13 protein-coding genes and 2 pseudogenes are annotated in these 14,769 nt (G+C 54.5%); 8 read left to right on the plus strand and 7 right to left on the minus strand.

The window, feature by feature from the left end:
- Positions 1-137: 137 nt before the first annotated feature.
- On the minus strand, positions 138-659 hold the full coding sequence (locus GOB93_RS19750; protein ID WP_173585123.1) for a DUF4142 domain-containing protein: 522 nt from the start codon (positions 657-659) through the stop codon (positions 138-140).
- Positions 660-1,013: 354 nt separating this feature from the next.
- On the opposite strand from GOB93_RS19750, the gene GOB93_RS21800 reads away from it, so the two are divergent.
- Complete coding sequence (locus tag GOB93_RS21800; RefSeq protein ID WP_338422424.1) at positions 1,014-1,499, plus strand: SDR family oxidoreductase; 486 nt, start codon at positions 1,014-1,016, stop codon at positions 1,497-1,499.
- A 414-nt stretch (positions 1,500-1,913) separates the two neighbouring features.
- Here the strand turns inward: GOB93_RS21800 and GOB93_RS19760 are convergent, their stop codons facing one another.
- The 4 genes from GOB93_RS19760 to GOB93_RS19775 form a co-directional block, all read right to left on the minus strand.
- Positions 1,914-2,825, minus strand: coding sequence for an OBAP family protein (locus GOB93_RS19760; RefSeq protein ID WP_242010947.1), 912 nt, complete (start codon positions 2,823-2,825; stop codon positions 1,914-1,916).
- 437 nt (positions 2,826-3,262) lie between these two features.
- Positions 3,263-5,050 (minus strand): thiamine pyrophosphate-requiring protein, encoded by a 1,788-nt coding sequence (locus GOB93_RS19765; protein ID WP_173585124.1) that lies wholly within the window; start codon positions 5,048-5,050, stop codon positions 3,263-3,265.
- A gap of 286 nt (positions 5,051-5,336) precedes the next feature.
- Positions 5,337-5,840: a YciE/YciF ferroxidase family protein gene (locus GOB93_RS19770; RefSeq protein WP_173585125.1), complete on the minus strand. Its 504-nt coding sequence runs from the start codon at positions 5,838-5,840 to the stop codon at positions 5,337-5,339.
- Positions 5,841-5,939: 99 nt separating this feature from the next.
- Complete coding sequence (locus GOB93_RS19775) at positions 5,940-6,218, minus strand: hypothetical protein (protein ID WP_173585126.1); 279 nt, start codon at positions 6,216-6,218, stop codon at positions 5,940-5,942.
- 437 nt (positions 6,219-6,655) lie between these two features.
- Between GOB93_RS19775 and GOB93_RS19780 the strand changes: the two genes are divergently transcribed.
- The 5 genes from GOB93_RS19780 to GOB93_RS19800 all read left to right on the plus strand — a co-directional run bounded on the left by GOB93_RS19780 (position 6,656) and on the right by GOB93_RS19800 (position 11,763).
- On the plus strand, positions 6,656-7,162 hold the full coding sequence (locus GOB93_RS19780; RefSeq protein ID WP_173585127.1) for a (2Fe-2S)-binding protein: 507 nt from the start codon (positions 6,656-6,658) through the stop codon (positions 7,160-7,162).
- Entirely contained in the window at positions 7,159-8,166 is a 1,008-nt protein-coding gene (locus GOB93_RS19785) for an FAD binding domain-containing protein (protein WP_173585128.1), read from the plus strand. The genes GOB93_RS19780 and GOB93_RS19785 overlap by 4 nt, the downstream gene beginning before the upstream one ends.
- Positions 8,167-8,178: 12 nt before the next feature.
- Positions 8,179-10,413 carry a xanthine dehydrogenase family protein molybdopterin-binding subunit gene (locus tag GOB93_RS19790; protein ID WP_173585129.1) on the plus strand — a complete coding sequence of 745 codons (2,235 nt, stop codon included), beginning with the start codon at positions 8,179-8,181 and terminating at the stop codon, positions 10,411-10,413.
- Positions 10,414-10,435: 22 nt separating this feature from the next.
- The gene (locus tag GOB93_RS19795) at positions 10,436-11,047 is read left to right on the plus strand and encodes a cysteine hydrolase family protein (protein ID WP_173585130.1); all 612 of its coding nucleotides are present in this window, start codon (positions 10,436-10,438) and stop codon (positions 11,045-11,047) included.
- Positions 11,048-11,250: 203 nt separating this feature from the next.
- Positions 11,251-11,763 carry a hypothetical protein gene (locus tag GOB93_RS19800; protein WP_242010948.1) on the plus strand — a complete coding sequence of 171 codons (513 nt, stop codon included), beginning with the start codon at positions 11,251-11,253 and terminating at the stop codon, positions 11,761-11,763.
- A gap of 231 nt (positions 11,764-11,994) precedes the next feature.
- On the opposite strand, the pseudogene GOB93_RS19805 reads toward GOB93_RS19800, so the two are convergent.
- Positions 11,995-12,770 (minus strand): annotated as a pseudogene (locus GOB93_RS19805) (IS5 family transposase); the annotation flags it as partial.
- Positions 12,771-12,921: 151 nt separating this feature from the next.
- A pseudogene (locus GOB93_RS19810) lies at positions 12,922-13,406 on the minus strand (transposase).
- A gap of 307 nt (positions 13,407-13,713) precedes the next feature.
- Here GOB93_RS19810 and GOB93_RS19815 point away from each other — a divergent pair.
- Both GOB93_RS19815 and GOB93_RS19820 read left to right on the plus strand, forming a co-directional pair.
- Positions 13,714-14,079 carry an antitoxin Xre/MbcA/ParS toxin-binding domain-containing protein gene (locus GOB93_RS19815; RefSeq protein WP_173585131.1) on the plus strand — a complete coding sequence of 122 codons (366 nt, stop codon included), beginning with the start codon at positions 13,714-13,716 and terminating at the stop codon, positions 14,077-14,079.
- Positions 14,076-14,594, plus strand: coding sequence for an RES domain-containing protein (locus GOB93_RS19820; protein WP_173585132.1), 519 nt, complete (start codon positions 14,076-14,078; stop codon positions 14,592-14,594). Before GOB93_RS19815 ends, GOB93_RS19820 begins: the two co-directional genes overlap by 4 nt.
- Positions 14,595-14,769: the final 175 nt, after the last annotated feature.

The following is a 14,769-nucleotide window of genomic DNA, read 5'->3' on the forward strand; positions in this document are numbered from 1 at the left end:
TATCACTGTATCCTTCATCTGCCGTCCTTTCGCGCAGTCGTTTCTTCCAACGACCATTCTGGCACATTGCGATGCCGTGCGGGGAGGACGGCAACCACCCCATCTCACAGGTCGGAGTTTCGTAAAAATACGGGGCGTTATTCCGGCAGGCTTTGTGCCATTTTCAGATGTTCCTCAAGTGTCGGTATGGTGTCGCCGGCCCATTTTTTCAGTGCTGCATTTTCACCGCTTTTCGCATAACGACGGAAAAGCGACAGCGCGTCCTGGTGTGCTGAAATCTGATCTTCACGATACTGCCTGACGAAGCTGTCGCCATGCAGACCATTCAGCGTATCCAGCTTCCTTTTATGTGTGTCATCGACGACAGACGGAGGCGTGGTTGCCAGATTACTGCTGCTGAGAAGCTGTTTCAGCTCTGATGTGGTTTTCTGATGGTCGGTGATCATTCTGGACGCAAATGTTTGAAGTGAAGGATTTGCACGCGCCATCTGACTGGACTGGATTTCAAAGAGATCGCTTACAGCAGCGCTGTTGATGAAATCATCTGTTTTCGGCGCAATTCCCATCATGGAATTCATGCCTGTTTTCTCCGGAAGAGACTGAGCCAGAGCCGGTGTTGAAAGACATAATGCTGCGATAAGAAGGCAGGATTTTCTCATTGACGTTTTCCTTTTTCAAAATGCGGACCGTGTTTGCAGGCTGCTGAAAAACGGAGCGGTGATCAGCAGACCACCTGTTCATATATTTGTTCCAGGATTCACAGTTAGGTACACGGTTTGTTTGCCAGAGATGGCGATGCATAAGCTTGTAAAAAATGACTCTGCATAGAGAGTAAAATGTCGAACGATACCATTAGCTGAAAGTTTCGTAGTCCTTATCGCCTCAGATCACCCACAAGACGTTTTTTGCAACCAGGAAAATTTCTTTTCTGATGATCTTTGGAAATACCTTTTTAAGGAAAAATACCATGTTATCTGAAGAAAAATTCCTGTACCAGAGCCAGACTATTTCTGGTGAGGCAGGAAAATGAATCCACCTCCCATCATGGAGAAGAAAGTTGCCAGAAATCAGGAAAACTTTTTGGGAAAATTTCTTTGATAACAGAAACTGATTCCGGAATAGGCCGGCCAGTCGCGATCGCTTTTGCCCGCGAAGACGCCGATATTGCAATCGCTTATTATACAGAAGACAAAGATTCTGAGACTACGGTTGAATGGGCGCAAAAGACAGGCCGCCGCGCTATCCGGTTTCCCAGGAGTTATCGACTACAATCGCATTACAATGAGATAATAAAACGTACAGTCGACGAATTCGGTCAGCCTGATATTCTTGTCAATAATGCTGCATGCCAGAAATCAGTAACGGAATTTTCCGAAATTAACGAAGAAGAACCCGATACAACATTTCGCACGAATTTTAATGGTACGTTCTTTTTATGTCAGGCGGCTTTGTCGCATCTGAACAGCGGAGCCTCTGTTATCAAACATAAGTTAGATTAACGCCGTACAACCATCCCCTCATCTGCCCGCTTATGCCGCGACAAAGGCAACTATTTTCAATTTCACAGCATGCCCTGCGTAAATGCTTGGAGAGCGGAATATCCGCGTTAATACTGTTGCACCGGACGCGTCTGGAAGCCACTTATTCTGTCTACAACGCCTGAAGAAGTGATTACCGGGTTTGGTAAAGATACTCCTCCTGTCCGGGGCGCCCAGCTGGCGGAACTGGTGGCTTCCTATGTAATATTCGCTTCATATGAAAGCAATTACACAACAAGGGCCGTTCTTCCTGTAACAGGAGGCAGACCAACGCTTTGATCGCCGGAATGACGCAGCAGATGAAGCTTCCGAAAACGATTTGTTTACAGAGCCGATAAAGATACTATTCCGGTATCTGTGGTGAACATGCCGGCATCATCTTTTGAGATTTTTCACTGGCATTTCCACAAGCTGCAACTGCATTGCCGTCCCACTCTGCCATGAGTTCGCTCCCGCTGCGACATCCGGCATTGGTATATCGGCGCGGTTTTCTCTCTCACTCCGGGTAGAAATCCCGAAACTTCTGTCCCGGTCGTCCAGGAAAGTCTGCCGGATCTGACCATCTCTGGTAAATCCCATCATCAACTGAGGGATTCCAAGAGGGAGATCATGATCGCGATCAATCTGCCATGTATGCCAGGTCTTCCCATAAGTTGTCACGAGATCCTTCATGAAAGCGTGCTCACCCGGCCTGGGAACACCGGGAGCGACAAGCATTCCTGATTTTACCTCATAGTGATGACTATGCCATAATTTCTTTTCATCCTCGGAAAGAGTTTTAAATATTCTTTCGCTTACAATATATTCAATACCAATGAGCCTGGCATTTGTCTGGTTGGCTTCATAAATGACGCATTGATGAAAGTCTTCTGTCAGATGTGTGCAGAAATGATTAGCTTCAACCTGCCGGCCCATATCGTCAGCATAAAAATGAAATCCATTCAGATACTCGCTCATCGCATTGATCGGTTTTTTAACCTGCAAAGTATCAGCGACTGTATCGAGGACATGACTTCTTACAGTTTTCGGGCTTCCCGGAACGGGCGTCACATTCTTATCTGCTGCAGCGGCTTTGTGTCCGAGGAATGCCGAAATCTGGGTAGCAACAAGGCCTGTAGCAAGAGTGCGGTTAAAACAGCGCCGACAGGTAAAGTTATGAAGAAACGACATAGTATGCCCTTTCAGACAGTAAGCCATGCTCTCCATCATAAAGCTTCTTATCTTCTGAAGTTGCTTTATGATTTTATTTTCTGTAAAGTAATTATCGATAAAATCGGTTATTTTCATGATTTATATGATGTATTTCAGTAGAAAATTTCTCTTCCTTTCTCGGCACTATCAAATATCAGAAGCGCAATTGCCCTGTCTGTTGCAGCACTTGAATCTGGTCTGCCGTTTGCAACGTGATGGTTAGCGATGGACTGACACCACCTCCTGCCCGGAACAAGCATCCACCCCAGGACCAGAAATTGTAAATATTCCAACTTCGGTCATAAACCTTCGCCCTGCCGCTCTTGCGGTCATCCTCCATGCCGCGCAGTGGTCGCCAGACGATTGGTATCGTTTTCCTGTTGCCGGCTCCCTTTGCTCCGATCAGTTCGAGAACTACGTTGAATTTAGAATAGATCCTGCTGAATCATGCACTTGTCGTTATCCTGTCGGGAACTGGGTTGGAAGGATAAAGGCTTCCGCCGTTACGCCATCTGCAGAGATATCGGAACAGCTCACGATTTGTGCGACGGCATGATTGAGGTCAGCATTTCTTTTGCTGAATCGAGAATGACACTGCTGCGCTCGGGTTCGGAAATCAGTGAGGACAGGAAGGCCTTAGCCTGCTGCAGGGTGATATGCGGCGGGAGCGGCGGCACATTGGGGTCGGTGCGCGCTTCGAGAATGACCGGGCGGTCGGCGCTCAGGGCCTCGTCCCAGGCGGCTGCCACTTTTTCCGGGTCATCGACGCAGATGCCTTTAAGACCAAGCAGTTCCGCGTATTTGTGGTAGGGGAAATCCGGAATGGCCTGTGTGGACTCCGTCTTTCCTTTCCCAAGCTGGATACGCTCTTCCCATGTCACCTGACTGAGATCCTGATTGTTCAGGACAAGAACGATCAGTTTCGGATTCGACCACTGCCTCCAGTATTTAGAAATGGTGATCATGACGTTCAGGCCATTCATCTGCATGGCTCCGTCGCCCATGCAGGCGATGACGGTGCGTTCCGGAAAGGCCATCTTGCCGGCCATGGCGTAGGGCGTGCCGGCGCCAAGAGAGGCCAGGCCGCCCGAGAGGGAGGCTTTCATACCCCGGCGCATTCTGAGATCGCGGGCATACCAGTTGGCGACGGACCCGGAATCAGCCGTGATGATGGCGTTGTCGGGCAGTTGCTTCGAGAGTTCCCGGAAGACGCGCTGGGGGTTGAGCGAGTCTGCGCTGTTCATCGCGCGCGCCTCAAGCACTTTCCACCAGTCGGCCACTTCTTTTTCGATCCGTGTGCGCCAGGAGCGGTCGGTATTGTGCTGAAGCAGTGGAATCAGCGCCCGCAATGTCGCGGCGCAATCGCCCTGGAGACTGACTTCCATGGGATAGCGCAAAGAGAGTCTGCCGCTGTCGATGTCGATCTGCACGCCGCGGGCCTGACCCGGTTCTGGCAGAAATTCACTGTAGGGAAAGGACGAGCCCACCATCAGGAACGTATCGCATTCCTTCATGAGATCCCATGAAGGCTTCGTGCCCAGGAGGCCGATTGATCCCGTGACGAAAGGCAGTTCGTCCGGGACGGCGGCTTTTCCCAGAAGCGCCTTGGCGATGCCTGCGCCGAGGATTTCCGCTGTTTCCAGCAGTTCGTCCGTTGCCTCAAGAGCGCCGGCGCCTGCCAGGATCGCGACTTTTTTTCCTGAATTCAGAATATCCGCTGCGGCACGAAGGCCTGTCTCCTCCGGTACTTTACTGCCGATCGTCGTGCCGATGCCTGTATGGGTCGAACCATGCGCCATTGGCGGTTCTGAATAGCTCAGTTCCTGCAGGTCATTGGGAACGATGATGACGGTGGGGGAGCGTTTGTCCCGCGCGATCCGTACGGCACGGTCGATGGCATGCCGCATCTGGGAGGGCTCCGTGACCGTGACGATGTATTCCGATGCGACATCCTTACAGAGGGACTGCAGATCGACTTCCTGCTGATAATTCGAGCCGATTGCGGTGCGGGCCTGCTGGCCCATGATGGCCACCACGCCGACATGATCGAGTTTTGCGTCGTACAGTCCGTTCAGAAGATGGATGGCGCCGGGGCCGGATGTGGCAAAACAAAGCCCCACCTGGCTGGTGAATTTGGCATGGGCGGTCGCCATGAAAGCAGCCATTTCCTCATGTCGTACCTGAACGTAGTCGATATTTCCGGCATCGATTTCTTTTTGCAGAGCGACATCGATGCCGCCCGCACCGTCACCGGGATAGCCGTATGCGCGCTTAAGTCCCCATTCCTGCAGGCGTTTCCATAAGAATTCGCTGACATTCATTGGAGAGTCTCCCGTGGAGTCGTTCGGGCACTGCCGGAAATTCAGAAAGGGTTACCTCTGGTCTGACGGTCATTTTGCAAACAGAGTTACTGTGGCTTTTCAGGGCTTTGCCCCGGGTTCCACACAGTAACGCAGTTCTTTTGATCCCGGTTTATGAAATCAGAAGGGATAAAGGGGTCCTTGACCCCTTCCGGAAGCAGGACAGAGTTCTGCTCTGTCCCCTGTCTGCAAAATACATAACCATCAGAAAAAGAGTCCGCCCGTATCGGAGAAAAATCAGCCGGCTTCATGCGGCATGCTGATTTACTTCTTTTTCGGCGATACGGGTCAGTTTCTGATCGGCGGATTTTTCTTCATCGAGTGTCTGCTTCAGAACCGCGGCGCAATCGGGGCGGCCAAGCTGGATGGCATAGGCGATAAGGCTGCCGTAACGGGTGATTTCGTAATGCTCGACGGCCTGGGCCGCTGAAAGCATGGCGGCGTCACGGACTTCAGGATCATCGCAGTCGCTGATAATCTCTTTGGCTTCGGCGAGGATTCCGTCCATTGCCTGGCATGTGACGCCTTTGACGGGCTGACCATGCATCTGGAACACCCGCTCCAGTCTCTGCACATGTCCTTCCGTTTCGGTCAGATGATGCTGAAATGCCGCTTTCAGGTCGGGCTCCTCAGCTTTTTCCGCCATTGTGGGAAGATTTTTGACGATCTGATTTTCGGCATAATAGATATCCTGCAAAGTATGCACGAACAGATCATCGAGATTTTTGATTGGTTTCGAAAACAGGCTCATGATCCTTCTCCATTTCGGAAGGGATGACCGCTAATAAACTGATATGTTCAGCCCGGGAGCGCCGGCCTTTTACCAGCGCTCCCGGTCTGTTGTACGAACTCAGCTGTTCTTGTGACTCTGCTGGCCCGCCTTGACATGCTGTTCGTGCGTGCCGCCGCGGGTGCCTGAGCTGTGCTCGCCCTCGCTTTTTTCACTGTGAGATGTGCCGGCGTTCTTGTGGCTCTGCTCACCGGCTTTGACATGCTGTTCGTGCGTGCCGCCGCGGGTGCCTGAGCTGTGTTCGCCCTCGCTTTTTTCACTGTGAGATGTGCCGGCATTCTTGTGGCTCTGCTCACCGGCTTTGACATGCTGTTCATGGCTGCCGCCCTGATTTGCCATTTTTGTTTTCCTTTTAAATGATATGCGACGGTTGCGGAGAGCAGCCGTCACAGACCAAACCTTCCATCCCGAAAGAGGTTCCGGAAACTTCTCTTAAAATTAAAGAATCTTGAGAAACGGACGATGCGGCGGGACTGAGCCATGACCTTCAGATACGGACGCCTGTGTCTGACGCCTGCCGGAATCCGGGGGAAAATGGAGCGGGGTGATTTTTCTTTTCCCGGAGATATGCGCTCAGGTCATCACATGGCGGGTATCAGCGGCATTTAAGCTGTATCTCTCCTGGAATTTCATCAGGATTTTCCGATGCGCACGCAAAAAATCTCTGCATGAATTTTATTCGGCTCTTTTTGGTCATGAAAACGCAACCGGTGGTGTCCCCGGACCTTAACATTGCATTGACGACAAGACCCTGACGTCTGCAGAGGTGTTTTTTCATGACCCAGGCCGCCCCCACAGCTCCCTGTCGCCTTCAGATCAACGGAGAGGATTACGACGCTGATCTGCCTCCCTCCGTCACATTGCTGGATCTTCTGAGAGAAAGACTCGGTCTTACGGGCACCAAGAAGGGATGCGATCATGGGCAATGCGGCGCCTGCACGGTGCTGGTCGATGGCAGGCGCGTCAAAAGCTGCCTTATGCTCGCGGTTTCCCTTCCTGACGCTCAGGTGACAACCATTGAGGGGCTGAGCCGGAAGGGCAGGCTGCATCCGATGCAGCAGGCTTTTATCGATTTCGACGCTTTTCAGTGCGGATACTGCACACCGGGGCAGATCCTGTCGGCGGTGGCGCTGCTGGAGGAAGGCCATATCCGGTCACGCGAGGAAATCCGTGAATTCATGAGCGGTAATCTGTGCCGGTGCGGCGCCTATAACGGAATTATCGATGCTGTTGAGCATGTGGTTGCGCAGAGGCAGCGGGACGAGGCAGGCGAAGCGGCATGAGGAGTTTTTCGTATTCCCGTCCGGCATCCTTTGACGAGGCATGCCGCGTTCCCGAACGCACCCGCTTTCTCGCGGGGGGAACCAATCTGATCGATCTGATGAAATCGGATGTTGAGCGGCCTGCTCATGTAGTGGATCTCAAATCCCTGTCCATGGATCAGATTGAGGAACTGCCTGACGGCGGCCTGCGTCTCGGTGCTCTGGCGACCAACGCCGGTACGGCTGAGCATCCTCTTGTAACGGGGCGTTTTCCCCTGCTGGCTTCCGCCATTCTCGCGGGGGCCAGTCCCCAGATCCGGAATGTGGCGACCAATGGTGGTAATCTGAACCAGCGGACACGGTGCCATTACTTCTATGACCCGGATATGGTGTGCAACAAGCGCTCGCCCGGCAGCGGCTGTTCCGCCCGGGGTGGCCGCAACCGGATCATGGCCGTTCTGGGAACGAGTGAGTCGTGTATTGCGACATTTCCGTCGGATATGTGTGTCGCTCTCGCGGCGCTGAACGCGGTGGTCCGTCTGCGCGGTCCGGACGGTGAACGGGCGGTGGCTCTGCGTGACTATCATCGTCTGCCGGGTGAGACACCCTGGATCGACAACGTCCTGCAGCCGGGCGAAATCGTAACGTCCATTGATCTGCCATCCGTTTCCTTTGGCGAGCATTACACCTATCTCAAAATCCGCGACCGGCTGTCCTTTGCTTTTGCAATCGTTTCCGTTGCTGTCGGTCTGGACATGGAGAGTGGCGTTATCCGGCGCGGCTGTCTTGCGCTGGGGGGTGTAGGAACGAAACCCTGGTGTGTGCCGGAAGCGGAGGCACTGATGCGGGACAGGCCGCCTTCGCACTCGCTTTTCCGGGACGTGGCTGAATGTATTCTGGAGGGTGCTGTGGCGGATCGCGACAATGCCGCCAAGCTGAAGCTTGCGCCGCGTGTCATCGAACGGGCGCTGTGGCAGGCCGCTGAGGGAACGCCTCAGTCCCAGACCTGCAAGACTATCCGCTGAAGGAGACGGAATATGAACGTTGTATCAGCGAATATCGGGCAGTCTGTCCCGCGGATCGATGGTTTTGCCAAGGTGACCGGGCAGGCGACCTATGCGGCTGAGCCTCATCCGCCGGGTCTGCTGTATGGGGTTATCGTCAACAGTCTGATCGCGCGGGGGCGGATCGAGGCCATCCACGATGAGGCGGCGCGCGCGGTTCCCGGTGTGACGGAGGTGATGACGCATCATAATCGCCCGCACACGGCGTTGTTTGAAAAATCCTATGTGGACGGGCTGGGCGTGCCGGGATCGCCATACAGGCCTCTGCATGACGCGGAAATTCGCTTCAACGGGCAGCCGGTCGCCGTGGTCTTTGCGGAGACATTCGAGGCGGCGCGTGAGGCGGCGATGCTGATCCAGGTGGATTACGAGCGCTGGCCTCATAATGCTGATTTCGACGCTGCCCTGCATCAGAAATACATGCCGTCCAAAACGCGCAGCAATTATGTTCCGCCGAAGTCCCGGGGCAACGCCTCTGAAGCGTATGCTCTGAGTCCGGTAAAGATCGAAGGGCGCTTTCATCTTGCGCCCGAACATCACAATCCGATGGAAATGCACGCCACGACCGTCATTATCGAAGAGGACGGCGCGCTGACGGTGTGGGACAAAACGCAGGGGCCTCAGGCGGTTCAGGCTTATCTGGCGAGTGCTCTGTCACTTTCCGGAAAGAAGGTGCGTGTGCGTAATCCTTATGTGGGGGGCGCGTTTGGTTCCGGGCTGCGGGCGCAGCACAATGTTTTTCTTGCAGCACTTGGGGCAGAGATGCTGAAGCGTCCCGTCCGCGTGACCCTGACGCGGCCGCAGATGTTCACGCATGTTTTCAGGCCGGAAGCGGTCATGGATATTGCGCTGGGCGCTGACAGAGACGGCACCCTGCAGTCAATCATTGTCGAGGGTGTCACCGATACGTCGCGCTTTGAGCACAATATGGAAAATGTCGTTGTCTGGGGGCTGATCGGGTATAAATGCCCGAATGCGACGGCGGATTACAAAATAGCGCCGCGCGACACCTACACGTCCAGCGACATGCGTGCGCCGGGTGCGGCGACCGGCGTCAATCTTTTCGAGATGGCGGTCGATGAACTGGCCTGGGCCTGCGGAATGGACCCGCTGGCGTTCCGGCTGCACAATTATTCAGAGATCGACGCCATGCATAACATGCCGCTCACCAGCAACGCTTTGCGGGAAGCGCTGCTGCAGGGTGCGGAACGGTTTGGCTGGAACGGATACCCGCCTGGGCCGGGCAGTCTGCGCGACGGCAGGGAGCTTATCGGTCACGGGATGGCGACCGGCATATGGGATGCGATGTTTTCTCCCACGGCCGCGCGGGCCAGGCTCACATCTGACGGGCGGCTCCATATCGCGACCGCCGCCTCGGATATCGGCACCGGCACCTATACGATCCTGGCTCAGACGGCGTCGGAGGCGTTCGGTATTCCGATCGACCGGATCGATATTGAGCTGGGAGATTCCACTCTGCCGGAATGCCCGACGGAAGGCGGCTCATGGACGGCGGCCTCGGCCGGAGCGGCGGTCTGGCTTGCGTGTCAGAGCCTGCGTGAAAAATTCCTGAAAGCACTGGCAAAAAGTGAAAATACGCCTGAGCGGATAAAGCAGAGTGAAGTCACACTGACGGAGGGTGAGCTGCACGGGGTCAGGGATGGCAGCCGCGAGGTTTTTTCCCTTCAGGAAGCTTTATCTTTCATCGGGGAGGCCTCCATCGAAGCGGAAGAAACCGCGAAACCGGGGCTGCGGGACAAGATCAGCGAGATGCGGAAGGCCCGGTTTACCCACAGCGCGGTCTTTTGTGAGGTGCGCGTCGATGAGGAGCTGGGCATTGTCCGCGTGACGCGTCTTGTGAACGCTGTGGCTGCGGGGCGCATCATGAATCCGAAAACGGCAGCCAGTCAGGTGCGCGGCGCAATGGTGATGGCGACCGGGATGGCGCTGCATGAAGAATCTCTGATGGATGAGCGCTACGGGCGGTTCATGAACCATAATTTCTCAGAATATCACATTCCGTCTCATGCCGACATTCCGGAGATGGATGTTCTGTTTGTCGATGAAAAGGACGAGGAAGTCAGCCCGCTGGGGATCAAGGGTGTGGGTGAGATCGGCATGTGCGGTACGGCGGCGGCCATTGCCAACGCCATTTTCCATGCGACCGGGAAACGGTATCGCACTCTTCCGATCATACCCGGTGCCTGACTTAAAGCATGGAAAAGCCATTATGAGTCGCGAGACTTTTCTTCAGAATGACAGATGGCTTCATGTCTGCGTTGACATGCAGAACATGTTTCGTGAGAAGACACCGTGGCGTGCGCCATGGATGCCTCATATTCTTCCCAATGTTGTCGATATTGTAAAACGAAACAGAGAAAAAACGGTTTTTACACGCTTTATTCCTCCGCAATCCGCCGAAGAGGCGCCCGGAGCGTGGAAGGAGTATTACGAGCACTGGCATGAGATGACGCGGGCGGAGATCGATCCGCATCTTCTTGAGCTGGTTCCGGAATTAGGCGGCTTTGCGTCTTCTGATAATGTGTTTGAAAAGAACAGTTATTCCGCGTGGCGATCGGGAGAGTTTCGCCATTATGTCAGGCGGTATGATCCGACAGCCATTGTACTGACGGGGGGCGAGACGGATATCTGTGTTCTGTTCACGGCTCTGGAGGCTATAGACCGGGGCTACAGGACTGTTATTATTTCTGATGCCATTTACAGTTCTATGGATGAAATGCATGATTCTATACTGGACTTTTATACGACGCGATTTACGAACCAGCTTCTGACGCTCTCCACGAAAGAGTTTAACGACCGGGTTTCAGCAAACGGCGCATAAAAGACTGTTTCAGAATCCTTCTTATGGAATTCGGCTTAAATTATAAAGAAGTTTTTGGTGAAGATTTTTTCAAAAAGCTTCAGAAGCTGCTGCCTTTTTGAAAAAATGCCGTACCCAAAAACTTTTATCTTTTTATCAAAGACTTATCACAGGGTGCTTTTTGAGGCTGACTGAGGCGAGCAGATTGATCAGGATATTGTGTCATGTCCACCACTATTCTTCTGATACGCCATGCGGAAAAACCGGATGAAGCTCTGCATGAAACCGGGATCGACAGTCATGGACAGGATGATCCTTATTCACTGAGCCGGAAGGGCTGGCGGCGGGCGGAGAGGCTTGCTGGTTTTTTTACTGGCGGAGAAAGTTTCCTGCCGGTCCCGGATCGTCTTTTTGCCTCTGCGTTCCGTCCTGGCGGTGGTCACAGCCGGAGACCGGAACAGACTGTCCTGCCTTTGTCCGAAGCTCTGCACTGCCCTGTCGATCTGACCTGGGCGCTGCATCAGGAGCGGGAATTTGGGGCTGTTCTTTCCAGGCTGGAAGGTACGTCTCTGGTCTGCTGGCAGCATCAGGGCCTTACGGATCTGGCGAAAGCTGTTGTGTTGCCACAGCAGTTTTCCTCTCTTCAGGAGTGGCCGTCTGACTGTTATGACATGCTCTGGCGGATCAGCCGGGCCGGCGATGCGGTGGAGTTTTGCGTCGTATCACATGACCGGTGACGGCGGACCGGAGCTACATCCCGATGAAACCGGCCGGCTTCCGCTGTAAGGCGGCGACGCCGGGGCGCAGCGCCAGTTCCGAAAGGAAGGCCGGCGCCCACAGAGTGCGATGGCGGCCATGCCACCGGAGTTCAAAATGCAGTTCCGCTTTTTCGCCCTGTTCTGACCAGGAGACGGACTGTCCGGCTGTGAGGTGAAGACGGACAGGACGATCTTCGCCGTCACCCAAGGCATGAAACCTGCGAAGGTGATGGTGTGCATTGCGGCGAGGGTTGAAGCACAGCGCTCGTAGTCTTTTACGAGCCTTCTGCAACGCGTAGCCCATGCGAACGATCTTTCCACGATCCATCGCCGGGGCAGCAAAACAAAACCCCGCTTTGCCTGATGCAGCCTGACGATTTCGAGGGTGATATCCTGCTCTTCAGCAGCTTTCGCCGCTTTTGATCCGGTATAGCCCTGATCGGCCCATGCCAGTTCCACGCTGCCATCTGTTGCCTGCTGAATGACCTCGGTCAATGGACCGATTTCTGCCCAACCGTCCCTGTCTGCCGGGGTGACGTGCAGGGCCAGAAGATGACCCAGGGTGTCGACCGCCATGTGCAGCTTCGATCCCTTCTTTCTTTTCGCGCCATCATAGCCAAACCGTGACCTGCTTTCCGGGGTTGGACGCAGTGCCCTGCTGTCGATGATCGCCGTTGTCAGTTCAGCCTTCCTGCCTGCGGCCAGACGCAGCACAGCCCGAAGATCGTGGACAACAGCTTCGAAATATCCCGCATCCATCCAGCGCCGGGATTGCTGGTAAACCGCAGTCCACGGCGGAAGATCGTTCGGCATCGTCCGCCATGCAATGCCGTAACGGATCACATACCGAAGACCGTTGAACAGCTCCCGCAGATCATGATGGCGTTGTTCCGCGTCTTCCTTCATCAGAAGAAGATACGGAATCACCAGCGACCACACTCTTCGTCGCTGATATCAGACGGATACGGTTTGCGTGCAGTATTCATCATCTGCTCTGCACCATTCACAACAGAAAGTACATAACACCCTCCAGAGCGTATCGTCAGTTAAGTCCGAGAATTGCGGCGACGAGTTGAACGGCCGCGAGGAAGGTTGATTTCAGCTTATCACAGCGTGCTGCAATGCCTCTGAACTGCTTCAGTCTGAAAAGAGCCGTTCGATGATGTTTCGTCTTTTATAAATCAAAAATGGGGTTTTTCGCGAACAGATGCGATTTGCCTTCGACGGGATAACCGGTGTGATTCCTCGTTCTTCGAGCTTTTCGGTGAGCGGATCAGCGTCATACGCCTTGTCAGCGATAAAGGATTCGGGATCGACTTCATCCGGCAGCGGTTCTGCTTCAGTGATATCCGCTCTCTGCCCAGGCGTCAGGGAAAGAGCCACAGCCTTTCCCACAGCATCGACAATGACGTGATCTTTGTGGTCAGTTCGCCCCAGCGACACAGCCGCCGGTGCACGTTCTTCCAGTCGCCAAAGCGGGCAGGCAGATCACGCCAGGGAATACCGGCGCGGTAACGATACAGAGCCGCTTCCACAAACAGGCGATTATCCGCGGCTGTGCCGCCGGCATGGCCTTCGCGACCCGGGAGAAGATCCTTTATCCGCCCCCGCTCCAGAAACAGGGAGAATAGTAAGTAAGGAAGACCGTCCGGCTCTTTTTCGAAGGACGGGAGACGCCTAACTGTCTGATGTACCAGTGTTTCATGGTGATCAGACGTTGATTGTGAGCGAATTATGATGGAAGTGGTTGCGGGGGAACGCAACCAACGATACTTGCGATTGGTAGACTGCGAGATACCTCGCCTTGCCTTGCCGCATGACACAGAAATCATGCCAGCGCGCATGGACATATCCAATTGAAATCCTTGTCATAGGCAATATGCCTCATATATAATCCCATATCATGGTCAATATATGAGGCGATCCATCATGTCTGAGACCACATTCCTCTCCGACGCCTTCGATCCATCAGGGCTGGTCGCTGCAGAACGCCTGAGCAGCATGCTACATATCACGCGGGGCGAACTGGCTGCTACCTTGGGACTGTCCCGCGATGCCGTCTCCAAAAGCGCCCGTCTTGGCCGTCCCGCCACCCAGGCGAGGCTGCGCGACATGGTCGAGATCCTCAATCGCGTCCGGCCATGGGCGGGCTCAGCCCAGCAGGCTTTCGCATGGTACCGGTCACAACCCCTGCCCTCTTTCGGTGATCAGACTGCCGAGGCGCTCGTCCGGGAGGGGCGCGCCAATGTCGTCCGACGCTACCTGGACCGTATTGCAACCGGCGGTTACGCGTGAGGTTTACCGGACGGGTATTCCGAGCTCATAATCCCCGCTGGTCTTTCACCCCGCTATCAGGCGACGGTGCGGCGCTTCATGGAGGCCGGTTCAACCCGGTCGGCACACCTGCCCTTTACACATCACTTCGGATGGAAACTGCCTGGCTCGAAGCCCAGCAGGGATTTCCATTTAAGCCGCAACCTTTGACCATCTGTGCCTATGACGTCGATAGCGAACCCGTCGTCGATCTGACCGATCAATCCAGTCTTAACGATCTGGGCTTCTCCCTCGCCACCTTGGCCTGTCCTTGGGAAGACCTTGCTGACCAGGGCAACGCGCCACCTTCATGGAAACTGGCAAAGGCACTCATGGCCGACGGAGCGGCTGGCATCATTGTCCCGAGCTTCGCTCCCGGAGCAACACAAAATGACAGAAACCTCGTCTTCTGGGCATGGTCAGACAGTCTGCCCTCCCGCGTAACCGTCATTGATGATGAGAGGCGACTGCCCACAACTCCAGCGTCATGGTCGTAAGCTGACTGGAGAGTAAAATGACAGAATGGTGGCTATCCAGCCGCCCAAGCTTGACGACCGCCATGGGGGGGAAGCTGAATGTCGGCTGTCAGGCATGAAAATCTGACCTGACCGAGAGGCAGATTCGCATCATAAACGCGTTACGTCCTGCGTCTGATCCTGACCTGTCAGACAG

The organism is Acetobacter musti (assembly GCF_011516835.1).
Taxonomy (GTDB): domain Bacteria; phylum Pseudomonadota; class Alphaproteobacteria; order Acetobacterales; family Acetobacteraceae; genus Acetobacter; species Acetobacter musti.